Below are 25149 nucleotides of genomic sequence, written 5' to 3' on the forward strand. Positions count from 1 at the left end.
GTTACCACAGATTGATCGGTGATTCAACAGAACCGCAGCCCCAGCTTCCCTGGTTTTCGATTGTCAGTTTCCCCAACTAGGTCACTTTACAGTTCTTTTGTCTTTCCAACAGGGGAACACCTCCCGTCCCCAAGCGGCACGTGCAGGCGCCGGCGTGCCCTTCCTCCAAGCCCGGGAAATCCGTGAATAGGGAAGGCTCCTCCAAGCTTTTTCATTGACATTTAGGGGAAAAACCAATTATATACTAGTGAGTTCCTATAGCTTGAACACCATATGAAAAGGAGCGAGGTGTGGCTCATCGGGTTGTGATCACAGGAATGGGCGCCATTACTCCAATCGGGGTCGGAACCGAGCAGTACTGGAAGAATCTGCTTGCCGGAGTCTCAGGGGTTAGACGTGTGGAGTTTCCCAACGTGGACATGGATCAGTACAGGACCCAGATCGCTGCCCCGGTGGATGATTTCGACGCTTCACGATACGTCCCCTTGGGCAAGGAGGCCAGGCACCTGGGCCGCACTTCTCAGTTCGCCGTGGCAGCTACGAAGCTGGCTCTGGAAGACGCCGGATTCAGCTTGTCCTATGGGAAACGTCAGGTGACTATCGATGACATCGATCCTTTCAAAATAGGGGTGATCCTGGGAGCTGCCGGGGGTAACGTAGAACTCCTCGAGAACGCCGTCGAGCTTTTCATAGAGGACCGGGGGCCCAGAAGGGGATCACCCCACACCCTACCCTACTATCTCCTCAGCGCTGTCTCGGCGAATGTGGCCATCAAGTTCAACTGCCACGGCATGAACTATGTGGTTCCCACGGCCTGCTCATCCGCGTCTCAAGCGATCGGAAACAGCTTTCGCCACCTGAGGAACGGATGGGAAGATGTGATCATAACCGGTGGTGCCGACGCCGGCATTACCCCTGTCACCTTCGGTGGATTTGTAGCCCTCCGGGCCATGTCGACTCGCAACGATGAACCCGAAAGAGCCTCTCGGCCTTTCGACAGGGAAAGAGACGGCTTTGTCATGGGCGAAGGCGGGGGAATCCTGGTTCTGGAAAAACTCGAGCATGCCCTCAAGCGGAATGCCACGATCTACGCCGAAGTAACGGGTTTCGGCATGACTTCTGACGCCTACCATGTCACTGTCCCGGAAAGTGAGGGCCGTTCCTTTGTCAGGGCGATTGAGATGGCTCTGAAGGAGGCAGGCATCGGGCCTGATGAAATCGACTACATCAATGCCCACGGGACGTCCACAAAGCTGAACGACCCCATCGAAACTCGAGCCATAAAGAGGGTCTTCGGGGAGCGGGCATTCGAGATACCTGTCAGCTCTACGAAATCGATGATCGGCCACCTCCTCGGGGCGGCTGGAGGGGTTGAAACCATAGCGAGCGTGCTGACGATCCGAGACGGTTGGGTCCATCCCACTATCAACTACGAATTCCCCGATCCTGAATGCGATCTTGACTACGTGCCAAATAGGCCGCGGCAGGTCCCCGTAAAGACGGCCATGTCCACATCTCTGGGCTTTGGTGGATTCAACAGCGTTTTGATCTTGCGGAAGTATGAAGGATGAAGCCCATGGTCTGGACCATGGAGAGTCCCTTCTTAGGTTAATCTGGTTCCGAAGGAGGATGTGCTCACAATGAGACGGCGCGTTGTTATCACGGGCATTGGCGTGGTCGCACCCAACGGGATCGGCAAGGACGACTTCTGGGAGGCTCTGGTCTCCGGTAAGTCTGCAATCACCAAGATAACCCGCTTCGACGTCTCTTCTTATCCTTACCAAATCGCAGGCGAGGTGAAGCGGTTTGACCCGGCCGACTTCATGACTCGCAAGATAGCAAAAAGAACGGCTCTCTTTGCCCAATTCGCCCTTGCAGCGGCTCGGTTGGCGGTCTGGGACTGTGGCCTTACCCCTGAGATGTTCTGTAACCTGAATGCCGGCGTTTTCCTAGGCGATTCCATAGGAGGTCTTGACCTGCTTGAAGAACAGGTTGGAATCTTTCACGAAAAAGGGATAAGGAGGCTGAGTCCCTTTGCCTCGGTCATGTTCTTTTCACATGCTGCGGCAAGCCATGTAGGTATTGAGTTCAACATAAGGGGTCCTGCCGTTACCGTTTCTACAGGGTGTCCAGCCGGGGCGAACGCAATCAGGTTGGCGGCAGAGGAAATACGGAGAGGCAATATCGATATAGCCGTGGTCGGAGGAACCGATGCGCCGATTTCTCCGGTCATGGTTGCCGCTCTGAGTGCCTCGGGCAGTCTGGCGAGCAACAATGGAGATCCTGAAAAGGCAAGCAGACCCTTTGACAGGAACCGTTCTGGGTGGGTACTGTCAGAAGGTGCCGGGATCCTGGTGCTGGAGGAATTCAGACACGCGGATTCTCGATCGGCGAATCTCTATGGTGAGGTGCTCGGTTGTTCGTTGACGAACGATGCCTGCGGGGTCTATGAAATCGATCGAAGCGGAGACGGGCTGTATCGGTCGATGAAAAACGCTCTCTCTGAAGCTCACCTGATCCCAGAAGAAATCGAATACATATCGGCCCATGCACCTTCGATGGTCTTAACCGATCAAGTCGAAGTGCTAGCAATCAAGAGGCTCTTCAAAGAATATGCATACCGAGTACCCGTAAGTTCAATAAAATCGATGATCGGCCAACCTCTTGCAGCAACGGGAATATTCCAGTTAATTGCCTGCCTTCTCGGAATGCGCGATCGCACTCTCCCTCCTACCATAAACTACGAACAGCCGGACCCGGATTGTGACCTTGACTGTGTCCCCAACAAGGCTCGAGGAAAAACCATAAGGACTGCACTTGTCAATACTCACGGATATGGTGGAATCAACTGTTCTGTCGTGGTTGGCAAGATAGCCTGACATAGGAATGTTGAAGTGACATTGTATGCAGTTCCGGATTTGTCTGCCCTGATCGTGAATACGTTTTTCGGCTTATATGTCTACCGGAAAAATCCCGCCTCGCTATCGAATAGATTGTTCGCCCTCCTGATGCTTGCGATCTGTATCTGGCAATTCGGTGAATTCAATCTGGTAAACTCAACGACCGCGAGGGCGGCGCTATTCTGGGATCGATTCCTTTACGTTGGACTCATTCTTGCGCCCAATGCATCATGGGTTCTCGCATTGGGCTTCCCACACCGAAGTACCCTCCTCCGCAACAGAGCGACGGCCTTGCTGCTGTTCACTCCGTCTCTCTTCCTGCTCTCTTTGCTGCCCACGAATTTGTTCATTTCAGGCGTCCAAACAGAGTCATGGGGTTTCGGAAAGATCGCAGGTCCCCTGTATTGGCTTTTCAGGGTCCATATGTCGATTTTTGTCTCTCTGACCCTTTTGACCTTTTATCGTTCCTATAGGAGAGCCCAGACCGGAAGACAAAAAGTCCAGTCCAAGTATCTCATGATGGCAATAAGCGTTCCAGGACTTTTTGGAATCCTGATACTAATGGTGTTTCAGCCCTTGGGATTGAAGTACTTGAATATGGGAACCGCTGCTTTCGCTTCGGTCATAATGACCGCCATTCTGTCCTATGCAATTGCGAAACACAGGTTGATGGATATAGATCTGGTACTTAAGAAAGGAACTATCTATGCTGTGACTCTTGCCGCTGTTGTTCTTCCATCAGTTCTGTTGATTGTTTTTTTCTCTAATATTATCTTCGAAAAGTTTGAATTTGTATTCTTATTCATAATCCTCGTTATCCTTTCTATTAGTTGCATAGTATTCTCAGCTCTTATTCCACATGCTGAGACAAGCCTCGAACGGACAATCTTCAGGAACAGGCTTGCGTACAGGTCTATTCTTTCAGAGTTCAGTAAGGAAATAGTAACCATAGTCGAACTGGGAGTTCTGTGCAGAGAGGTGCTACATACAATCACGACTGCAATGGATATCGTCAATGCGTCTATCTTTGTCCATGAAGAAAGCACAGGAAAGTATGAACTACAGGCTGAAAAAGGTACTAACACATTTACTGCTTCTGAGAAGAATGTTTCATATCCGGGTGCAGGCGATGATTTCATTGAATGGATGAAGAAAAATAGAAGCATTATAGTAAGAGAGGAGTGGGAGAAGCAAACGAGAAGGCCTGATCTGCAAAAGGTGATCAATAGAATGGGACAGATGGAATCGGAGGTTCTTATCCCTCTTCATACAAAGAGACGACTCATCGGGTTCATTAATTTGGGCAGGAAATCGCAAAAGGAGATTTACTCCGATGAAGACATCGGCCTTCTCGAGAGCCTTGCCAACCAGACGGCCATCGCCATAGAAAATGCCAAGCTTTATGAGGACGTGAAGAGACAAAAGGCGGTCGTGCGCCGGGCGGATCGTCTCGCTTCCTTGGGGACTCTGGCCGCAGGGTTGGCCCATGAGATCAGGAATCCCCTTGTGGCGATAAAAACCCTCGTGGAACTCCTCCCCGACAGGATCGATGATGAGGAGTTCAGGAGGGATTTTCTTGCAGTAGCTTCCGGCGAGGTCGACAGGATATGCCTGTTGGTCAACGAGCTCTTGGAGTTTGCAAGGCCTGCTGCTCCCCAGCTTCAGCTGGAAGACATCCCGGAGATCATGGACGGCATGATCCTGCTTATCTCCACGGAATTGAAAAACAGGAATCTGGAAGTCGTGAAGAAGTACGAAGACGACCTTCCTCGTATCGCCATCGACCGGGAGCAGGTCAAACAGGTCTTTCTCAACATTCTGCTCAATGCCATCGAGGCCACCGAAGATGGGGGACAGGTGGTCGTCGAAATCCGAACCCTTTCGAGAAAGGGTAGCGACAAGGTCCTTCAGGTTGAGATACGGGACACGGGCAGGGGAATTCCTGAAGACCATTTGGACGATGTTTTCACTCCCTTTTTTACCACCAAGGACAAGGGGAGCGGACTCGGCCTGGCCATCTCCCACCAGATCATTCAGGAACACAGGGGGATCATAACCGTGAAGAGTCGGGTGGGTGAAGGTTCCTCCTTCTTCATCGATTTCCCAATCACAAGAGAAGGTGCCTCGGGAAAGGATGGTACCGATAGGGAACAGCCGGTTCGAGAATCCTACCTATCAGAGCTTTCTGGGGTGGTGAAGAAAAGTGGCGAAGAAGGCTTTGCTGATCGTTGATGATGAGTCGGCCATAAGAGAGTCACTCAAATGGGTTTTCAAGCACACCTACCGTATCCTCTTGGCGGAGGACGGCCATGAGGCTCTCCGGCTCGTCGATGGGGGGGCACCTGATATCGTTCTCTTGGATATTCTTCTCCCTGATATCAACGGCCTGGAGGTTCTGAGGCAGATAAAGGAGCGCAACAGAGACCTTCCCGTCATCATGATTACCGCCACAAAGACCGTTAAGAATGCGGTGGAGGCAATGAAGCTCGGAGCGGACGACTATATCGTGAAACCCTTCGATCTTGACGAACTGAAAATTGTGGTTCGCAAGGCCCTGTCGACTCAGGACTTGTCCAGGGAAGTGGAGCTCCTCAGGTCGGAGGTGAAACGTAGCTACACCTTCGACAATATCATAGGCAAGAGCAGGGAGATGAGGGAGATTTTCAGGGTCATCCGGCAGGTTGCGGATTCCAAGACTACGGTTCTGGTCACCGGAGAGAGCGGAACAGGCAAGGAACTCATATCCCGTGCAATACACCGCCACAGTTCAAGAAGGGACAGACCCTTTGTTACAATCAACTGTGCCGCCATACCTGAAGCCCTGATAGAGAGCGAACTCTTCGGCCATGAGAGGGGGGCCTTTACCAGTGCCTATGAGAAAAAGATCGGCCGTTTCGAAATGGCACACACGGGTTCCCTCTTCCTCGACGAAATCGGGGAACTCAGCCTTTCCACTCAGGCCAAAATCCTCCGTTTTCTCGAGGAGAAGGAGTTCACCCGTGTGGGAGGCTCAAAGAACATCAAGGTCGATGTTCGCTTGATCGCGGCAACCAACAAGAACCTGGAGGAATCGATCAAGAACGGGAGTTTTCGGGGTGACCTCTTCTACCGAATCAACGTTGTTCCGATCGAGATTCCCCCTTTACGAAACCGGAAAGAGGATATCCCGGTTCTGGTTGATCATTTCATGAGACACTTCCGCACCGAAAATCAGAAGGGACCGTACAAGATATCGCAGGGCGTGATGGATGTCCTTATCAATTACGATTGGCCCGGTAACGTGAGAGAACTCGAAAACCTCATCGAGAGGGTGATGGCTCTGTCCACATCCGAGATCATCACACCTGAAGATCTCCCTGTCAACGTCCGTGAGAGCGTGCGGATCAACAGGCTGAAAGACGCCGTCCTTGGGGGAGACATATCTTTGACCAAGGCCGTTGCCGAGTTTGAACGGGATATCATCATGGACGGTATGAAACGAGCCAACTATGTCCAGTCCCAGGCAGCAGCCAAATTGGGAATCAGCCGGCGCATCCTAAAATATAAGCTGGACAAGTTGAAGATCGAATTCGATCCCCATTAGAACCTACAGGTGTACTCTACCCTTCGGTGGCTCTGGGCTGTTGGAAAAGTCGACTCGAGTGCCCAATTTTGGACCTCATGATTTAAGGGAGAATTTCCTTTGTTTTTCGCTGTGTTGTCATCTTTGTCATTAGCGGAATGCCCAAATTTGTACAGAAGATGCTGCCAGCAAAGGATCTTTCCTATTCCCGTTTCCATGTGCATTCCAGCATTGTATCGCCGTTCCAATAGGTTAAAAGACGAAACCTAGTGCTTCGACCAGAGTTTTTTTGGCAAGTAGATTGCTTGCATAACGGTATTGTCCTTCTGCTTCGAGGTTGAATGATGGTGGAGCATGCAAGAATACTGATTGTCGATGACGAGCTCGGGCCGAGGGAATCGCTCAGGATTATCCTGAAGCCCTTCTATGACGTCCACACAGCCTCCGATGGGAGAGCCGCTCTCGATTTCCTTGGAAGGAACACCGTGGATCTCATCACCCTCGACCTGAAGATGCCGGGCCTCTCCGGGTTGGAAGTGCTGGAGCAGGTCCGAAAATCCAATCCGGACGTGCTGGTTATCATTGTTACCGGCTATGGTACTTTCAAGTCCGTGGTGGAAGCCATTCGCCTCGATGTTTTTGACTATATTTCCAAGCCTTTCAATATCCAGGAAATTCTCTCCGTGGTGAAGCGATGTCTGGAAATGAGGGATACCGAGATCACTATCAAAACCATCTTCAGCGAAATCGCCTCGGTTTCGGTGGAAGGATACTCAGAGCCACGCCTGGCCAAGATCTTGGAAATGACGAGAAGACTCCTGCGTAACGGCGAGCAACTCGGGCCGAAGGCAAAAGAGATCTCGAGTCTCGAATTGATTCGTATGGTATCAGAGGGGATCGAGAAGAGAGATCCTTACTCTGCCGGCCATTCGGCAAGAGTCGGCCGATATACGGACTCTGTGGCCCGAAAGCTTGGACTCGCCGAGGAGGTGAGAACGTCTCTACAGGTGGCATCGTACCTCCATGACATCGGAAAGGTTTGCATCAGCAGTCGATTCATGAACAACGAAGGAAAGCTCTCCAGTACCGACTGGGCCATTCTCAAGAGGCATCCCCTCAAATCGGTCCAGCTCGTTCAGCCTCTCCAACTGCCGGAGAGTACGATTTCGGTCATCCGCCATCACCACGAACGCTTCGACGGGACGGGCTATCCCGGTGGGCTGGCAGACGGGGAGATTCCCCTCGGTGCTCGAATCCTTTCCATCGGGAACACCTATGACGCTCTCATGTCGAAGAAACTCTACCGGGATTCCATGGACCCCGCCGAGGCTCGGGCGGAGATCGAGAGAGGTGCCCGGACTTGCTTCGACCCCGATCTGGTTGGGATCTTCATGGAAGTCTTGCGAGAACAGAAAGACCTGTGTCAGCCCGAGGGCTTTCACGAGAGACTTCACGGGGAAGCCCTATGATAGAGAAGCAGTTGGTACGCTGCATTCAGTGCAATGCTGTTGCTCTCTTTTCTTCAGTGGACCGATCTCCGGAGTACCACAAAGAACACGGGAAATGGGTGGCTGTTGAGCACGACGATCGCGCCCTGTTCCTCCAGAGACATTTGAACCACCCACACGAAGTGCTCCAGGTGCTGGAAGGGTCTTTCATGAGTTATCAGGACTACTGGGAACCCGTGAAAACCAGCTACTTTGAAGCCACCAATGGAAGAGAACACTTCGTTGTGAAGAAGTCCAGAAAAAGCATTCTCGATCCTTATCGATACGAACTCATTGCCGGCAGGCTTCGTCTCATACCCGGCAGGCTGACCGTTGACAAAAAGGCGATCCAGGGAGAGCTTGAACGAGCACTCTCCCCCTCTCTTGTTTCTTCCCAGAAGATCAAAATCTTTGTGGAAAGCCTGGGAAGAACGGTCTCCCGTATCAGGCCGCAAGAGCTGAAGCGAATCGCCTTTGAGAGGAAGACCCCTGTTTTGTGGTCCTATTCTCTGGACAAGAGGATCATGGAGACCGCCTTTAGAGCCTGCTCAAACCGCCTGGCCCGGAGGGAGCGTGACTCTCTCGCCTGCTTCCTCCGCGAAAGCCTCGACGATGATCTATTCGTGGCCACGGCAAGGGTTCAGTTCAGGATCGAAAGGGAAAGACCCAAAATCGCCGAACCAGAGCGAGAGTCGCTCATCAGCGAACCTTCACCCCCATAAACCGTCTTCTCATGTAGAGCTGCGAATCGCCCAGAATTCTTGATCGAAAAGTCAGGAAATCCGATCGGGTCGATCCATTGACAGAGACTCATCAAATCTGTTAGCTTTCTCAGAGTCCTTATCATTCTCCCGTGAGGAAGGCAAACCATCATGGAGACGACAAGTGCGTGGATTTTCGGCGTAGTAATGTATGCATACCTTGCCGTGACGGTGATCTATCTCATCTACGCTGTCAGCCGAAACCAAGCGATCGGACGGATCGCAACCGCTTTGCTTGCTGGGGCGCTTGCACTCCACACGGTTGGCCTGGTCTACCGGTGGATCGAGACGCACAAGACAGGGTACGGATATGTTCCCCTGTCAAACATGTACGAGTCCTTGATCTTTTTCTCCTGGACGATCGTTCTTCTCTACCTCGTTTTGGAACTCCTTTACAAGCAGAAAACGATCGGTGTCTTCGTGACGCCTTTTGCCTTTCTCTTCATGGCCCTCACAGCTATCATTCCTGGTGTGAACTCCGAGATCAACCCCCTAGTCCCTGCCCTGAAGAGTCCGTGGCTTGCCATCCACGTGATCACCTGCTTTGTGGGATATGCAGCCTTTGCCGTCTCGTTCTGGTTCAGTCTTCTCTATCTGATCAGGGAGAGTAGGGAGAGACGTGACCCTTCTCCATCACGTTTTCTGCCTGCGGCCAGGGTCCTGGATGAGATAAGCTATCGATCGATCCTCATCGGATTTCCCATGCTCACTCTCGGAATCGTCACCGGAGCCGCATGGGCCAACTACGCATGGGGTTCTTACTGGAGCTGGGATCCCAAGGAGACCTGGTCCTTGATAACCTGGTTTGTCTATGCCGCCTTTCTTCACGCCCGGCTGGCCCGTGGATGGTCCGGGAGGAAAGCCGCCTTTCTTTCGATCATAGGTTTTGGAGCGGTCATTTTCACCTATTTCGGCGTCAACTATCTAATTTCGGGCTTGCACAGCTACGCGTAGGAGTTCGATCGCTTCCCAAAACCTTTCTCGCTCCTCGCAATCTACTCGACGGGTTCCAAGATCGATTCACAGAAGTCCGGTCTTGCCCCTCGGCCTCATATGCTATATTTTGTTCCTTAAATCTTTCACAAAGAGGAATTCCATGGTTTCCTCCCTTTCAAAACTCGATAGTGAACACGGTAAGCTCATTCTGATAGGCGGGAAAGGAGGGGTGGGCAAGACGACGTGCGCTGCTGCTGTGGCCCTCCATTTTTCGGAAATCGGAAGGAAAACCCTTGTCATCTCAAGCGACCCCACCCCTTCCCTATCTGACATCTTCGAGTGCTCCATCGGTGACAGAGAAACCGCCGTTACGGGGGTCGACGGCCTGTATGGAATCGAAATCAGCTCCGAGATTGTTCTGGATATGTGGCGGAAGAGATTTGGTCCGGAGATCTACGAAGTAATATCTTCCTTTGCAAACCTAGATTATGACTTCGTGGACTATATCGGTACGGCACCGGGAATCGAGGAGGAGTATATGCTCAACTACATCCTCGACCTGGTCGAGGGGGGGCAGTACGATCTTGTCGTCTGGGACACCGCCCCTGCCGGACATACCCTTAGGCTCCTCCACCTGCCCCAGATTTTCCTGAAGCATTTGGAAGCTGCCACAAAATTCTACCTTAATATTTATACCTACCTCGAGAAATTCAAGGACGGCATCCGCCTTCGTAAGGGGAAACGATCCCTCATGGAGATCATCAGCAGTTGGGGAGACCTGGCGGAAAAGATCGTTCGGTTCATCCGGGATCAGGGCAAGACCGCCTTTGTCCTGGTGACCATACCAGAGGCCCTCGGAGTCAAGCAGACCGAACGGATCATCAAGGATTTTGATGAATATGAGCTGACCGTGAGATATCTAATAGTCAACCACGTAATTGAACAGGCCGATTGCGACTTTCACAGAATCAAACAGAAAATGCAGCAGGACTATCTCCGGGTCCTTGAGGAGAGCTACGGCAAGCGCATCAAGATAGTCCATCTCCCCGAGTCACCTCGGGAAGTGAAAGGTCTCGAACGGATCAGCGAGGTCTCACGAATCCTCTTCCCTCCTGGGAGTTGATGAGGGGGAAATCCGTTCGACTGGGAGAAGGGAGATGGGTGGACAAACAATGCAAGGAGTCAGAAATGGCCGTATCAAGGGTGGTGCGCTGTCCTAAATGCGGAGCCCCTATCCGGGAGTATTCCTCCCCTCTGACCACAGTGGATATAATCATTCGGTGTAAAGTCAGTAACAAGGAGGAAGGATTGGTACTCATAATGAGAAAGAGAGAACCCAAGATGTGGGCTCTTCCAGGTGGGTTCTGTGAGTATGGAGAAAGTCTCGAACAGGCGGCCCTCCGTGAAGCCGTTGAAGAGACAGGGCTGGAAGTTGAACTCACTGAGCAGTTCCACACATATTCTGATCCCCGTCGCGATCCGCGCCACCACTCGATCACAACGGTCTTTATCGCCACGTCGGCGGGTGAACCCGTAGCCGGGGACGATGCCGCTCAGGTTCGGATCTTCAAGAAATCCCAGATCCCGGATACTCTGGCCTTTGATCATAGAAGGATTCTGGATGATTACCTCTTTTACGAGAGGACTGGATTGAGACCTCGCCCCTCAGCCACGCGACCGGGAAAGTGATCGCGATCAAATCCATCTGTTTCCTGCCTGAGGGATGTGTGAAAGAAGATCGCAGAGAGATCCGGTGGCAAGAGCTGCTAGATTATCAATGTTGCCACGTCCGTAGCGTACCGCTCCAGGGTCTCTTCCCTGACATGGACGCCCAACCCCTTCCCTGTCAGAGGAGGGGCCTCCCCGTTCTTCCCGAACCTGATGTCCTCCTCGACGACGTCTTCCTGGAGGGCCCAGGTACCGAAGGAGCCTTCGAGATAGAGGAGATCGGGAAGCCAGCCAGCAAGGTGGCGGCCGGCAGCCGAAAGTATCCCCGTCTCACCGACCTGACAGCCGAGTTGGACTCTCAATCCTCCCTGCCTGCCGATATCCGCGACTGCCTGGGAGGCGAGAAGCCCGCCGCACTTGGAGATCCTCACGTTGAAAGCATGGCACGCCTTCATTTCGCAGAGTTTCCGAGCATCCTCGATGGAACAGACCGATTCATCTGCGATAATCAGGGCTCCAGATGCAGCCGTTACCTTCTTGAGGCCCTCAAAGTCCTCTTTTGCCACAGGCTGTTCGATCGCTCGTATCTTGTACCTTCTTAATTTGTCGATATTTCTTAAGGCCTCGTCCTGTGTCCAGGCCCCGTTCGCATCGACACGAAGGTCAAGATCGGTGCCAAGCACGGCAAAAATCCTCTCAAAGACCGCAAAATCAACGGGATTCCCCACCTTGAGCTTGATCGTCCTCATCTCGTGCTCTCGCACAAGGGAGAGAAAAGGATCGAGTCTGTCAGGAGGAAGCAGGGGGATGACCGCGCTGTAAGGAGGGGGTTGGTTCCACTCAAACCCGAAGATACCCTCCAATGAACAGTCCCAACACCTGCTCGATAGATCAAGCAGTGCAAGTTCCAGAGCGCAGAAAGCCGCGGGATTTCTCTTCCACAGGGAACCGGCGGCCCAGTCGGAAAGGCACCTCTTCACGTCTCTAATATCGGAAAACGTCCGCGGGGAGAGCACATCGGCCAGGCTTCGTTCCATTACCTCGAAGGCAGACTGCGCCCCCTCGCCCGTCACGTAGCTCCTTGGGACGCCCTCACCGTATCCGGTCAAACCCTCAGACTGGAGTCTGACAACAATATTGTCCGTGTAGCTGCGGGAAGCCGCGTAGTGGTTGTATGATTGAACCAGGGGAAGCCTTAACAGATAGACGGTCGCCCTCTCGATCTTCACCTGTCACTCCCTCTCGACCCGATACTTTCATTCGTTGGAAATTCTTCCAAATGTACCATTGGTCGGGATGGGTGTAAACAAGCCTCTCGAATTTTTTCAGTACAGCTTCTGCCAATCCGTCCGGCATGGCCCCACCTGGCTGCCGGAGATTTTCGATCTCTGCAACGTAGCGCCCCTTCTCTTCCCTCCGTACGTATCCGAAAACAACAGGCGCTCCCGACCTCCTTTGCAAGATCGTCAGGATCCGGTCCACTTGGAAGGATGTCCCAAAAAGAGGAATCGATCTGCCGGGATAGGGTTTCCAACATTCCACCTCGTCACACTCGGTAATTAGGACTCTCCCCTCCTTGAGCGCACAGAGGGCCGAAAAGAAACTGTTTGGTTCACTGGCATCGATAATCCTCGCCCCCACCTTTGCAGCCTGCTCCCTACACTTTTCCCTGAGTCTCCGGGTCTTGAACTTTGCGATAATAGCAACTGGATATCCGAGAAGGGTCAAGAAGCCCGGGAGAAACTCTACAGCACCGAAATGGGCTGTTACTAGGATGACCCCTTTCCTTTTCAAAAAGAACCGATCCAGATGCCTCCTACCGGAGATACGGATTTTCTTTTTGAAGTAATCTTGCCACTGGCGATCGGTGGTACAGGCGAGGAAGAGCTTCTCAAAATAATGACGAAAAATCCCTTTCAGTGTAGCCCAAAAAAGGCCGTCGAGTTCTCGGCTGCTGCGGCTCTTCCCAAAAACCTCATGGATGTTTTTCCTTACGATTCTTCTATCTTCCCGATTCAACAGAAAATACAGCATCGTCACAAGCCATAGGAAATAGAAAGAAACCATCCACGGTAAAACCTTGACAAGGGCCATGAACACACGGGATTGCAAGAACCGGCTGAGATTGTGTCTCCTTATCCCCCTCATCCCCCATACCTCCCGGAAAAGCCGAACACGATGCAAAGCTATGTGATAGAGTTCACTCCTTTCCTCGTCCAACCCTCCGCCATACAAACCAAAAATCTTTTTACAATAAACAAAAGTGCCTAGTCAAGAAAAAAAACACTTAACAACTTAATGCTTGCACACGTGGTTGGCCAAACAACAAACAGCGCGTTCTCTAAAACATTGATAAGACGAGTAGACGATTTCGAGCAAAACCAAAAAATTGCTCAAGCAAGACCAATTATTAAGCAAAAAGCGTACCGAAGGCGTCCCATTCCATATGCCATTGATGTGAAAGACCTATTTCACGTCGATCCCTGGGAGGCTTACTAGCAAAATGGTAGGAAAATGGAGAGATACTATATCATTGTGATAGACTGGCCTTGAGAGGCGTCTTTGGGGCAGACCGTGAAACGATTCTCCACACCGAACCGCCGGGCATGGAATCGGCCCTCCCATCCCAGGCCCGTGGGGAGAATCTAGCCGTAGATGCCGTATGCTTTGAGCTTCCTGTAAAGCGTGGCTTCTCCGATTCCCAGAATCTCGGCAGCCCTTTTTCGGTGGCTCCCGCTTTTGATGAGCGCGTTCTGAATTGCCGCTTTCTCATAGGCAGCCAGCGTGTCGTCTGAAGGCGGAACCACACAGCTCGAGGAATGCTCCGAGTGGGAAGAGAAAACGGGGGGAAGGTCCCCGGGGAGGATCACCTCTCCCCGTCCCAGAGAGACCGCCCGACGGATCACGTTTTCCAGTTCCCGGATATTCCCGGGCCAGTCGGACTTCTCCAGGCAGGAAAGGGCCTCTTCCGATATTCCCTTTACGGGTGAGTACTCTGTGGCAAAGCGCTCCAGGAAATATCTCACCAGGAGGGGAATATCCTCTTTTCTTTCTCTTAGGGGCGGCAGGTCGATCGTCACCACGTTGAGCCTATAATAGAGGTCATCTCGAAACGTACCCCTGCCGACTTCCTCGGCAAGATTTCGGTTGGTACTTGCCACGATCCGGGTGTCCACGCTATAGCTTCTGGTCCCTCCAACAGGGCGTACTTCCCTCTCCTGAATAGTCCTCAAGAGCTTGGCCTGAACCGCCGGGGACAACTCGCTCACCTCGTCGAGAAAGAGGGTCCCCTTGTGGGCGGATCGAAACAGACCGGGATTGGAGACGTGGGCTCCTGTAAAAGCACCCTTGACATGTCCGAAAAGCTCGCTTTCCATAACGGTTTGGCTTATGGCAGCACAGTCGACGGCTACGAAATTCTTCTTGGACCGAGAACTGTGAAAGTGGATTGCACGGGCCACCAGCTCCTTCCCGGTTCCCGTCTCCCCCTGAATCAAAACCGTCGTATCCATGGGGCCAACCCGGCCGATAGTCTCCTTCACCTTCAGAAGCGCCTTGGAGTTACCCACCAAACTGTCAAAGCCAAACCGAAATATCGCTCTGGCTCTGAGCCTGCGGTTTTCTTCGCTGAGTTCCCAGATGTGGCGGAGTTGGCCTATTCGAGCACGTAGTCCCTCAGGAGAGAAGGGTTTTTCCAGGAAATCAAGAGCTCCAAGCTTTATCGCCTTCACAGCTTCCCTGACCCCCCCATGTCCGGTCAGCATTATGACCATGAGGTCCGAGTCATGCTCTTTCATCTCTTGCAGAAGCGTCAGGCCGTCCATGCCGGGCATTTTGAAATCGATCAGCGCCGCGTGTATGCGGGTCCTCCTCTGGATCGCCAGAGCCTCCTCCCCATTACGAGCCGTGTGGATATGGTAGCCCTCATCTACGAAGATATCCCTAAGCAGAGAGAGCACCATTGCCTCATCATCGACGAGCAGCAGAGAGAATCCCGTCTTATCGGCACCCATACTTCCTATACTGCCACAAGACCTGTTGGTTTTCAAGGAACAACTATCATTCTGATAGGGTGAAAAAAAAAGGCAGAGCCCCCGCTCTGCCGACGTAAGGAGATAAATGTTTCTTTACTGATTAGTATATACCCGAAGAGAATTAAAAATCCATTAAAGGGAGATTAAACTTTTTTAACCTTCCATCGGGTGGCGACACCTCCTTGAGTAAAACCCGATCAGGGTTCCATGGTTGCGACCTCGCCCCCTTCCCTCAGGCTGCAATCAGAAATCTCTCTTTCCACCGATAGGGAGCTCGATCAAGGGCGAGCTTGACACGGCAGAGGTCGGATGTTAAGTTGAAGCCAACAGAACAGGGGCCGAAACCAAAGTGGGTTCTTGTGATCCACCGGCTTAACCCTGTGAGGGGCGGACGGTGATGGCTAAGAAAACCATCCTCGTTGTAGACGACGATGAGGATCAGCGACTTCTCTGCCAGGAGGTGCTCGGTGACGAAGGTTACGAGATCATGGTGGCCAGGGACGGTAAGGAAGCCCTTGAAAGGGTTGAACACAGGATTCCGGACTTGGTGGTACTCGACATCGTGATGCCGGAAATGGACGGCATGGAGGCGATGACCAGGATACTCCGCAAGCACAAGAAGATCCCGGTGATCCTGAATACCAGTTACTCCAGGTTCCGTGAAGATTTCCTGACCGGAGCAGCCGATGCGTACGTGGTCAAATCCTCGGATCTCACCGAATTGAAAAAGAAGATAAGAGAACTTATTTCTTCCTCTCCGTAAGCAGGCCTCTCTCATCAGCCTTCCTCAGTGGATATCTCCCCTATGGTCCTGTTGTTTGAGGGTGCTGACAAGTTTGTCCGTAAGACCTCCGAATCCGCCGTTGCTCATGACTACAACGAGTTCCCCTTGCCGGACACTGTCAGAGAGAAAAGCCACGATTTCGTCGACCTCGGGCATATACCACGCTCTTTGAGTGAGATTCACCTCGATATCCCTGGCGAGTCTTGCCGGGTCGAGTCGATGAACCGGGTCGATACGGTCTTTCCTGTATACTTCCCCAATGAGAACCCCGCGTGCCCCCCGGAACGCCTCTGCCAACTCCCTCTGGAAAAGATTGCGGCGGGTCGTGTTGGTCCGCGGCTCGAATACGGCCCACAGGGGACGTCCCGGATAGTGGGCCTTAAGAGCCGATATGGTTCTGGCAATGGCTGTGGGATGATGCGCAAAGTCGTCGAAGACGGTCACACCCCGGAAGGTTCCCCTCTTCTCCATTCGGCGCCGAACCCCCTTGAATGTCCCGAATCCCCTCTGTATTTCTTGACTCGTGAGGCCCAGCCTGTGGCATACGATATAGACGGCCGCTGCGTTGAGGGCATTGTGTTCGCCCATCACGGGGAGATACAGTCGACTGTTCAAACGCCCCTTGTGGAGTAAGGAGAAGGCAATCCCCTCCCCTTCTGGTCTGAACTCGGCAATCCGCCATGTCACATTCTCTCCCAGACCGAACCATTCAACAGGACAGAAGGTTCGTTTCAGAGCCCTCCTGACCGCGCTCTCGTCACCGTTGGCAACCACCAGTCCTTTCCGGGGAATCAGCTGCTGCGCACTTGCAAAGACCGTCTCGATTTCGTGGATGTTCCTGTAGATGTCTGCATGGTCGAATTCGATGTTGGTTATGATCATCACATCAGGCCGATAATGGAGAAACTTGGGCCTCTTGTCGAAAAAGCATGTGTCATACTCGTCACCTTCGAGAACCACTTCACTCCCCTCTGTCCGTCTTATCGGCCTGGCGAAGTTGAGTGGTATGCCGCCGACGAAAAAGGATGGGCTTCTCCCGCTCGATTCGAGGACCCAGGCCAGGAGAGAGGACGATGTGGTCTTGCCGTGAGTTCCTGTCACCACGAGGGACCGCTTTGCCCGGATGAGCTCCTTTCTCAGCAGTTCCGGCAGCGAAACATACGGGATCTTCAGATCGAGGACCGCTTCGATCTCCGGGTTTCCTCTTGACAGGGAATTACCTATGACCACGAGATCAGGCCTGGGCACCAGGTTCGACGGATCAAAGCCGATGGCAAAGCCTATGCCCTCTCCCTCTAGATAGGTGCTCATGGGTGGGTAGACCCCCGTATCCGAGCCTGTCACCCGATATCCTTTCGCCTTCATCAGCACGGCGCCCGCAGCCATGCCGGTTCCGCAGATTCCTATGAAATGAATGTGATTTTGTGACTTCATCGGATAGATAACCCACTCTCCTTGAAAATGAGACGGCCTCGGCCTCCGTCCAGGAAGACGCGGACTCCAAGTGGAATCGTGAGGTTCATCGCACCATGGCCTGACGGGAACCCAGACAATATGGGGATGTCCTGATGGCGGAACAACTCGAGGACTACGGATTCCAGGTTTGTCCCCTCTTTATCGTTGCAACCCACCATCTCGCCGAGAACCAAGCCCTCGATCTGATCGAGTTTTCCCGCCTGTCTCATATGTGTCAACATCCTATCGATTCGATAGGGCGGTTCGTTCACGTCCTCCACAAAGAGAATACTGCCCCTGAGGTCGGGTTCATAAGCCGTCCCGATGGTGCTCACCAAAATGGAGAGGCAGCCACCCTTGATTCTCCCCTGTCCGGTGCCAGGCTTCAACACCCTGCAGACCGGAGTTTCACTCGGAAGTCCCAGGCGGAGTGTCTCCTTCAGGCTTGCCCGGGTTCTCTTTGCATCCCCATCGAAGAACTGGCGGGTTGCCACGTTGGGTCCATGGAAGGGGATCAGGCCGCACTCTTCCAGAAGATAGACCAACAGAGCCGTGATGTCACTGGATCCCACCAGTATCTTGGGGTTGCTCCGAATCACGCCGGGATCGAGCAAAGGGATGACCCGTTGCGACCCGTATCCGCCACGGGCACAAAACACCGCGCGGATGTCCGGGTCAGAAAAGTACGCCATCAGCTCGTCGGCTCTCTCAACGTCTTCCCCGGCCAGATAGCGGTTTCGTCGAAAGGGGGGTGGAGAGGCCTTTACTCTAAAACCCATTGCTCGGAGACTCGAAACGGCCCTCTCAAGAAAACCCCTCCCCTCTTCCCTGAGGCAGCCTGCGGGGGCTGCAATCGCCACCGCGTCTCCGGGGACCAGGGCCGGCGCCTTGATAAGATCTTCCACGGCATATTCCTCGTCGGGTAAGGGGGTTGGACTAAGTGTAATGCAAAAGCAAGGCCGCGGGCAAGAAAAGGACACCTGCGGACCTCCGAAAGTGCTTAAGAAAATAATACAATTTGCCGATAAACTCATTCGGATAGAGGGCTCATCCATCATCTCAGGTTACCAGGGAGGGTACCACATGTCACAGGGAAAGCAGACCTCAGATGCCGGGCGTGAATTAATCGAAAAGGTCCTGGCCGGGGCTTACAAATATCCTGTCTCAGACATCCATTTCAAGGTGGGCGAACCCCCGTTCTATCGGATCTTCGGGGAGCTGAAGAGGTTGGGGTCGACCCCCTTATCCCTTGGAGACCTCCACACGATCGCCAAGACTCTCCGGTCTGATTTCGATGAAATCCACCGCCAAAACAACTGGAAGCAGTTTGACTGTTCTGTTGCGCCTCAGAATCTGGGAAGGTTCAGGGTGAGTTTTTTCAAACAGAAGAATACTCCTGCCATTGTGCTTCGTGTAATTCCAAAAGAGGTACCAAGCTTCACGCAGTTACGCCTTCCACTTGTCATCAAGAGGATCGCCGGGTTCGAACGGGGGCTGCTTCTCGTAACCGGGGCCACCGGTATGGGCAAATCCACCACCATCGCCTCTATTCTCGATTTTATCAACAAGAACTGGTGCAAACACATTCTCACCATTGAAGACCCCATAGAGTTCGTCATCGAAAGTGACAAGAGCAGCATCTCACAGCGGGAAGTCGGCAGGGACGTTGAGGACTATCACAGCGGGCTTTGGGCCGCCATGCGCCAGGATCCAGACATAATCTTCATCGGCGAGATCAGGAACTCTCAAACCATGGACGTCGCCATCCAGGCGGCAGAAACCGGCCATTTCGTTCTCAGCACGGTTCATACTCCGGACGTGACGCGGACTATCAGCCGGGTCATAGGCCTATTCCCCTCCGAAGAGCAACACATGATCCGTTCAAGATTCGCGGAGAACCTCAAGGCCATCGTCTCACAGAATCTTCTACCCCGGCAGGACCATTCCGGTCGTGTTCTGGCCACCGAAATCCTGGTCAATAACTACTCGATCCAGGAGTGCATCCGGGATCCAGACAGCACCCCCCAGGATCTGTTGAGGCACATTGAAAACGGCATGGATGAGTATCAGATGCAGACCTTTGAATATGATCTGGTCAGCCTTCTAAGAGAAGGGCTCATCACCCTGGACGTGGCAAAAACTGCTTCCCGAAGCCCGTCGGACTTCGTCAAGGGCCTCGATCTGACGCGGTGAGCCGGGAGAGCTTGGAACCGCGGGAAGCCCCGAGGCTCACTCCTGAAAACATGCCAGTCGACTTGCGCGCCTTTCGTGATCGAGGAGCCATTGTTTTCGCCAGAGTCCACCCCCATATCCGACGAGCTCACCTCTTTTCCCAACCACTCTGTGACACGGGATGATGACTTCAATTGGATTTCTCCCATTTGCCAGGCCGACTGCCCGGAAGGCTTTGCCGTTTCCGATCCGCGCGGCAATCTCCCCGTATGATCTGGTTTGGCCGTATGGTATCTGAAGGAGCTCTGACCACACCAGTTTAAGAAAATCCGTACCCAGAGGCTCAAGGTTGAGGCAGAAGGACTGTCTAACTCCCTTGAAATACTCGTCCAGCTGATCCCGGCAGGCAAGGAGTACAGATGGCACCCGCCCCCCTTCATCGTCCCCCTTTGTTTCGCAGAAGCCAACCTCGTGGATGGCAGAGAAACCCCCCCGTATTCTCATCGGCCCGAGCGGAGAAAGATAGGATATCTGAAAGATCCTGTTGCCTCTGCGGCCCGCTTCCCGAATCAGCGCACTATCCCTTGACGCCTTTCACCCTCTCCATAACGCTCTATTTTTCGGAGGGCACGGTCACGCCTGTCTTGCTCTCGAGTTTCTCGAGTAATCTTTTCAGCCTGTCCAGCGCCTCCCCATATCCAGCCCAGTCTCCGGTCCTAAGGAGTCTCTGCGCCCTCCTGTACTGGTCCAGAGCGGAGACGACCAGCTCTCGAATCGATCCTTCTTCTTCCCTCGTCGTCTGCCTCCCCACCTCTGGTAGCTCTGCCTTCTTGAAGATTGCAGCCAGAGCACTGGCCAGATCCTCCCTCATGACCACCTCGTTTCCATAGGCAACGATCACCCTTTTCAGTTCGGGAATTCCCATGCTTCTTGGAGGGGTTACCGACCTGGCCGCCGTCATTCCCACCGTCTTCCTCGTACCTGCAACCCCCGGCTGGGATTCCTGGCTTGCCTGAAGGTAGACGGGCTCCACGTAAAGGAAGGACTTTTCAATAGGTATGGCCAGAAGGTTTCCTCTGATAACCCTCGATCCTTTCTGACCCCAGAGAGTCAGTTCCCTCGAGATATGGGTCTGCTGATCGACTCTGGCCTCCACCTGCATGGGTCCGAAGATGAGTTTCTCTTTCGGGAGCTTGTAGACCAGCAGATCCCCGTAATGAGGCATATCGCTCCGCGCTGCGAGCCAGGCAATCATGTTGTCCTTCTCCGAAGGCGTAAAGGGAAGCATCAGGAGGAACTCCTCCTTTTTCTCGTCCGGCAGCTTGATGATGATATAATAGGGTTTCATCTGCTGCTGGCTGTCGGCATACATCTCCATGGGAACCTGCCAGAGGTCTTCCTGATTGTAGAAGACCTGCACATCCTGCATGTGATAGGATCGATACATGGAGGCCTGAATATCGAAAAGATCCCTGGGATAGCGGAGGTGCGATCGCAGGGACTCTGGCATGCGGTCGATGGGTCGGAATAGGCTGGGAAAGATCTCCATGAAGCTCTGGATAATAGGGTCTGTCCCATCGATCACGTAGAAGGTCACCTTTCCCGTATACGCATTGACCACCGTCTTGACGGAATTGCGTATGTAGTTGATCTCCAGGCCGAGTTTCTCCGACATCCTGGAGGAATAAGGGTACATGGGACTCGTTGTGTAGCCGTCGAGAATCCAGAAGATATGCCCCTCCGCTATGACCAGATAGGGATCACGGTCGAAACTGAGAAAGGGAGCGATCTTCTTCACACGCCTGCTGATGGTCCTGTAGAACATGATCCGGCTTTCAGGAGTGAGATAACCGGTGAAGAGGATATCGGTGCTTCGAAAAGAGATTGCGAAAACCAGCCTTCTCACGAAGGAGTTGAGCTGAACCCCTCCGTCTCCACGGTAGGTGGCATAGACGTTGAGGTCGCCCTTTGGATAGTCGAACTCCTTCTCCTTTGTTCGTACTATGACGTAGTTGTCCGTTTTCTCGCCGTAATAGATCTCCGGGCGTCTGATTTCAATACCCCTGGTCACCGGGGGTAGGTCTTTGACCCATAGATCAGGAAGCCCCTCCTGGGTCACCTTGTTCACCGGATTCAAGGCCAGTCCGTAGCCGTGGGTGTACACCAGATGCCGGTTTACCCAGGTTCTGGCCTGGGATGGCAGTTGATCCACCGAAATCTCTCTGGCCGACAAAGTCACCTGCCTGTAACGACCGTCCAAAAGGTACCGGTCGACGTCGATACCCGAAAACCCGTAATACGACCGAATCGACTGAATCTGCCCGTATGTCTCCTTCAGGGGCCGATCGTCCCATATCCGGATGTTTTCCAGGGTCATTGTATTCCTTGCCAGATCTTCTGCTGTAAGATCCTGGTTTGCCACGAAATTCTTCTCGGAAATCTTGTCGAGGTTGTAAGCCCTCCGGGTGTATTCAATGTTGTAAGCGATGTACCGTCTTTCCTTATCGAGTTCATTGGGCTTCACGACGATCTTCTGCACGAGCGAGGGAACTACGGCACTCGCCAGTACCATCGCTCCCAGGGTGGATGCAAGACCCAAGAGGATAGCACCCCGGCGAGGCCGAAACATATTGATTGCCAAAAGGATGACCAGGGCCACAAGGACGACCATGAGAATTCTGTATGAGACCATCTGGACGTGAATATCCGTGTAGCTTGCCCCGAAGGCGGGCCCCTTGGTGGAGTAGAGGAGCTGGAAAACCTTCAGCCAGTAACCCCATACTAGAAGTCCTATGATGACTATGCCCAGGGCAGAGAGATGGTTTCTAACGATCGGATCGACCTTCAGCTTGGGAGGGCTCTGGATCTCTCTGTCAGCCTGTGGGGCACCAAGCTCCATGCGGAAGAGGTTTCCGCGGCTGTATACCAGAAGCACAACCATGGCCGCGAAGACGACAAAACCCATGAGCCATGCCTTGACGAACAGGTAGAAGGGCAGAGAAAAAACATAGAAGGCCACGTCCCGGCCGAAAATCGGGTCAGAGATCCCAAAGGCTTTGGGGTGGAAGTACAGCAGGATCATGCTCCATTTCGCCGAAGCCGCACTCCCTACCATCAGGGCGACGATTATCAAAAAGGCGCTGATAGCCCAACTGACGGTCCTTTCGCTGATCGGAAGACCCTCCACGGAGATCCCGCCCCTGCCACCGGCCGAGGGGCCGGCCCTTTTCACATACCGACGCGCAACAGAGTAGTTGACCCACACGATAAGAAGAAAAACCAATCCAGCACCCAGGCCGACCAGAAGCTTGGAACTCACTGTCGTCAGGAAGACAGAGGAAAAGCCGAGATGTTGAAACCAGAGCCAGTCGGGATAGAGACTCGACCCCAACCAGCCAAGGGCGATAAGAACGAATACCAAGACGATACCTGCTCGAAAGAGCCCTGCCTGAATTTTCATAACGTCTCCCAATCCTACATCAAAGTGCCGGAACCTGGACCACCCTTCCAAGGGGAAAAACCCGTGTCTCCACCGGATCTTGCCGGGTAGACCTCCCGCCAAGAAATCTAAAGAAACAGAAAGATTATATCCGCATTAAAACCCACTGGCAACAGCAGGGCCCGGAAAAGAAAGCAACGTCTCCTCCACCTTCCCGGACCACCAGCCACAAGCTCCCCCCAGATCTTATCTGAGCCTTGCCCCGCAGTAAGGACAAAAGAGAAAGCCCTCTTGTATGGATTCTCCACATCGCGGGCAGCGGTTCTCACCGCCCTTCCACAGGGGTTCGCCTGCCTGGCTGGCCACAGCCCCGCAACTCTCGCAGATCAGGACCGGCTCTCCTCGTTTTACCGGGAACAGGGGGATGAAAAAGAGTGTCAGATAGTGATCTATCCTGGCGAGAAAAGCTGCCGGCGCCCCACAGGAAGGGCAGATCCGGGGATTGGTATCGAGGCGCTTGGTTTTGGGTTGAATCCCTGCGATGAAAATCATAAAATACCGTTCAAAAACCTTTCTTCATGGAGGAAATGCCCGATGGCAGGAGAACTGTCGGCAAGTCTCACCCTCAGTAGAGAAGAAATAGCCCATATCTACCAGGGCGGTGTGCTTTCCGTCAAGATTAAGGGAAAAGATACGACCGCCTCGATCGAAATCTCCTGCTTGGACGCTCCCCCTTCCAGAGGAACCCACATCCGGTTCAAACACATAAGGGCAGACTGAGAGCCGAAGAAGGGGATCACCTCTCTTCCCGCCTCCATGGATAACCAAAAGGCTATCACGGCAGAAATGGTTTATGCAAGATTCACGTGAGGGCCGGGTCCTCTAGGATTCGGCTCCGTTGCCTGCGGTCAGAGGACCTCTCTCCAGCCGAGCGGGGCCGCAAGACCGGTGCGCCCTGCGAGGATTCGCGTCTGCGCTCTTGAAGACTCGAAGACGGGAAAGGCAGGTAAGCGAACCTGATTCGGCAGTGCTCTTTTTTTGACTTCATCTGTTTAAGCATGTACAATATGTTAATAACGTGCCGGCAAGGGGCGGAGAAGCCGTTCAAGCCCATTCGATTTTCTCGGTTCGAAGGTGGATGTATCCAGGCCTATCAAGAAAGAAGCGGCTGTGTTGATACCCAGGGCAAGAGCCTTGGGACCTTCTGGAGGGGGAAGGAAATCCAGGTGGTTGGAGGCCGGGGAGCTGCAGAGATTGGACCTTTCAAGACCGCTGCTGGAGCCGTATTGCAGTCCTTGTTTTACCGGCTTGTCGGGGAGCATCGATACCCGCTCGTGCCACGAGGCCGGGCGCTTCATACAGGAGAAAGACCATGGAAGGGAGTACGAGGCAAAGAATAACTGCCTACCTGAAGTACCTGGTCCCTCTACTCATTGCTCTTGCTATCGCCGTCAGCTTCCTGCTCAGGTCGGAACGTAAGAAAGAAGCGGAAAGAACCATAACGGAGAAGGCAGTAAGACATATCGAGTCGCTCAAGAAAGAGGCCAGAGGTCCGATAGACATAGAAAAGGCTGATCATTTTGTCGATGCCGGGACGGTACTGTCGAGAAAGGAGCGAAAGGTTGTCGTCACCACGCCCAAAGAGCTTCTGAAAAGCCAATCCATAGGGATGGAATCTCCCATCAAGGTACTGGTCGAGGAGGAGAAGACATTCATCACCACGCCAAGGCAGCTCATGGAAGACAAAACCGTCGGCCCTCGTACTTCGATCAGGGTCGTCGAGGAGGGCGAGGATGTCATTATAACTACCCCCCGGGAACTCCTTGAGAAGAAGTATATCACTCCCGATACTCCTATCAGGCTTGTCAAAGAAGAGGGAAAGGTCGTTACGATTACGGCAACGGAACTGCTGAAGGACCGCTCTATTACCCTGGATACGCCCATCAGAATC

Annotated in this window: 21 protein-coding genes; 13 read left to right on the forward strand and 8 right to left on the reverse strand. The window is 53.1% G+C overall.

Annotation, left to right across the window (positions count from 1 at the left end; all coding sequences use genetic code 11):
• Positions 1–290: 290 nt before the first annotated feature.
• From fabF to JRJ26_10790, 9 genes are all read left to right on the forward strand, one after another.
• Positions 291–1571, forward strand: coding sequence for a beta-ketoacyl-ACP synthase II (gene fabF, locus JRJ26_10750; GenBank protein ID MBW2057962.1), 1281 nt, complete (start codon positions 291–293; stop codon positions 1569–1571).
• A gap of 69 nt (positions 1572–1640) precedes the next feature.
• Entirely contained in the window at positions 1641–2879 is a 1239-nt protein-coding gene (locus JRJ26_10755) for a beta-ketoacyl-[acyl-carrier-protein] synthase family protein (GenBank protein ID MBW2057963.1), read from the forward strand.
• A gap of 15 nt (positions 2880–2894) precedes the next feature.
• Positions 2895–5132, forward strand: a complete 2238-nt coding sequence (locus JRJ26_10760) for a GAF domain-containing protein (protein ID MBW2057964.1) — start codon at positions 2895–2897, stop codon at positions 5130–5132.
• On the forward strand, positions 5104–6483 hold the full coding sequence (locus JRJ26_10765) for a sigma-54-dependent Fis family transcriptional regulator (protein ID MBW2057965.1): 1380 nt from the start codon (positions 5104–5106) through the stop codon (positions 6481–6483). The genes JRJ26_10760 and JRJ26_10765 overlap by 29 nt, the downstream gene beginning before the upstream one ends.
• Before the next feature lie 320 nt (positions 6484–6803).
• On the forward strand, positions 6804–7931 hold the full coding sequence (locus JRJ26_10770) for a response regulator (protein ID MBW2057966.1): 1128 nt from the start codon (positions 6804–6806) through the stop codon (positions 7929–7931).
• Positions 7928–8671, forward strand: a complete 744-nt coding sequence (locus JRJ26_10775; GenBank protein MBW2057967.1) for a hypothetical protein — start codon at positions 7928–7930, stop codon at positions 8669–8671. Before JRJ26_10770 ends, JRJ26_10775 begins: the two co-directional genes overlap by 4 nt.
• 150 nt (positions 8672–8821) lie before the next feature.
• Entirely contained in the window at positions 8822–9664 is an 843-nt protein-coding gene (ccsB, locus tag JRJ26_10780) for a c-type cytochrome biogenesis protein CcsB (GenBank protein ID MBW2057968.1), read from the forward strand.
• A 142-nt stretch (positions 9665–9806) separates the two neighbouring features.
• Positions 9807–10769 (forward strand): ArsA family ATPase, encoded by a 963-nt coding sequence (locus JRJ26_10785; protein MBW2057969.1) that lies wholly within the window; start codon positions 9807–9809, stop codon positions 10767–10769.
• 65 nt (positions 10770–10834) lie between these two features.
• Positions 10835–11335 (forward strand): NUDIX hydrolase, encoded by a 501-nt coding sequence (locus tag JRJ26_10790; protein MBW2057970.1) that lies wholly within the window; start codon positions 10835–10837, stop codon positions 11333–11335.
• A 77-nt stretch (positions 11336–11412) separates the two neighbouring features.
• On the opposite strand, the gene JRJ26_10795 is transcribed toward JRJ26_10790, so the two are convergent.
• From JRJ26_10795 to JRJ26_10805, 3 genes are all read right to left on the reverse strand, one after another.
• On the reverse strand, positions 11413–12543 hold the full coding sequence (locus JRJ26_10795) for a hypothetical protein (GenBank protein ID MBW2057971.1): 1131 nt from the start codon (positions 12541–12543) through the stop codon (positions 11413–11415).
• Positions 12428–13462 (reverse strand): lysophospholipid acyltransferase family protein, encoded by a 1035-nt coding sequence (locus JRJ26_10800; protein ID MBW2057972.1) that lies wholly within the window; start codon positions 13460–13462, stop codon positions 12428–12430. Before JRJ26_10800 ends, JRJ26_10795 begins: the two co-directional genes overlap by 116 nt.
• Positions 13463–13959: 497 nt before the next feature.
• Positions 13960–15327 (reverse strand): sigma-54-dependent Fis family transcriptional regulator, encoded by a 1368-nt coding sequence (locus tag JRJ26_10805; GenBank protein MBW2057973.1) that lies wholly within the window; start codon positions 15325–15327, stop codon positions 13960–13962.
• Between the two features lie 418 nt (positions 15328–15745).
• Here JRJ26_10805 and JRJ26_10810 point away from each other — a divergent pair, with 418 nt between their 5' ends.
• Positions 15746–16111, forward strand: coding sequence for a response regulator (locus JRJ26_10810; GenBank protein ID MBW2057974.1), 366 nt, complete (start codon positions 15746–15748; stop codon positions 16109–16111).
• Positions 16112–16135: 24 nt separating this feature from the next.
• On the opposite strand, the gene mpl is transcribed toward JRJ26_10810, so the two are convergent.
• Both mpl and JRJ26_10820 read right to left on the reverse strand, forming a co-directional pair.
• Positions 16136–17566 carry a UDP-N-acetylmuramate:L-alanyl-gamma-D-glutamyl-meso-diaminopimelate ligase gene (gene mpl, locus JRJ26_10815; protein ID MBW2057975.1) on the reverse strand — a complete coding sequence of 477 codons (1431 nt, stop codon included), beginning with the start codon at positions 17564–17566 and terminating at the stop codon, positions 16136–16138.
• Positions 17563–18492 (reverse strand): LD-carboxypeptidase, encoded by a 930-nt coding sequence (locus tag JRJ26_10820; protein ID MBW2057976.1) that lies wholly within the window; start codon positions 18490–18492, stop codon positions 17563–17565. Before JRJ26_10820 ends, mpl begins: the two co-directional genes overlap by 4 nt.
• Positions 18493–18670: 178 nt before the next feature.
• Between JRJ26_10820 and JRJ26_10825 the strand changes: the two genes are divergently transcribed.
• On the forward strand, positions 18671–19780 hold the full coding sequence (locus JRJ26_10825) for a PilT/PilU family type 4a pilus ATPase (protein ID MBW2057977.1): 1110 nt from the start codon (positions 18671–18673) through the stop codon (positions 19778–19780).
• Positions 19781–19816: 36 nt separating this feature from the next.
• Here the strand turns inward: JRJ26_10825 and JRJ26_10830 are convergent, their stop codons facing one another.
• The 3 genes from JRJ26_10830 to JRJ26_10840 all read right to left on the reverse strand — a co-directional run bounded on the left by JRJ26_10830 (position 19817) and on the right by JRJ26_10840 (position 23750).
• Positions 19817–20263: a methylated-DNA--[protein]-cysteine S-methyltransferase gene (locus JRJ26_10830; protein ID MBW2057978.1), complete on the reverse strand. Its 447-nt coding sequence runs from the start codon at positions 20261–20263 to the stop codon at positions 19817–19819.
• Positions 20264–20372: 109 nt separating this feature from the next.
• Positions 20373–23219: a UPF0182 family protein gene (locus tag JRJ26_10835; protein MBW2057979.1), complete on the reverse strand. Its 2847-nt coding sequence runs from the start codon at positions 23217–23219 to the stop codon at positions 20373–20375.
• 225 nt (positions 23220–23444) lie between these two features.
• Positions 23445–23750, reverse strand: a complete 306-nt coding sequence (locus JRJ26_10840) for a zinc ribbon domain-containing protein (protein ID MBW2057980.1) — start codon at positions 23748–23750, stop codon at positions 23445–23447.
• 42 nt (positions 23751–23792) lie between these two features.
• Here JRJ26_10840 and JRJ26_10845 point away from each other — a divergent pair, with 42 nt between their 5' ends.
• The gene (locus JRJ26_10845) at positions 23793–23978 is read left to right on the forward strand and encodes a hypothetical protein (protein MBW2057981.1); all 186 of its coding nucleotides are present in this window, start codon (positions 23793–23795) and stop codon (positions 23976–23978) included.
• A gap of 592 nt (positions 23979–24570) precedes the next feature.
• Positions 24571–25149, forward strand: a 579-nt coding sequence (locus JRJ26_10850; protein ID MBW2057982.1) for a hypothetical protein, incomplete at its 3' end; no start/stop codon positions are given.

Source organism: Deltaproteobacteria bacterium, assembly GCA_019308905.1.
Classification (GTDB): domain Bacteria; phylum Desulfobacterota; class BSN033; order WVXP01; family WVXP01; genus JAFDHF01.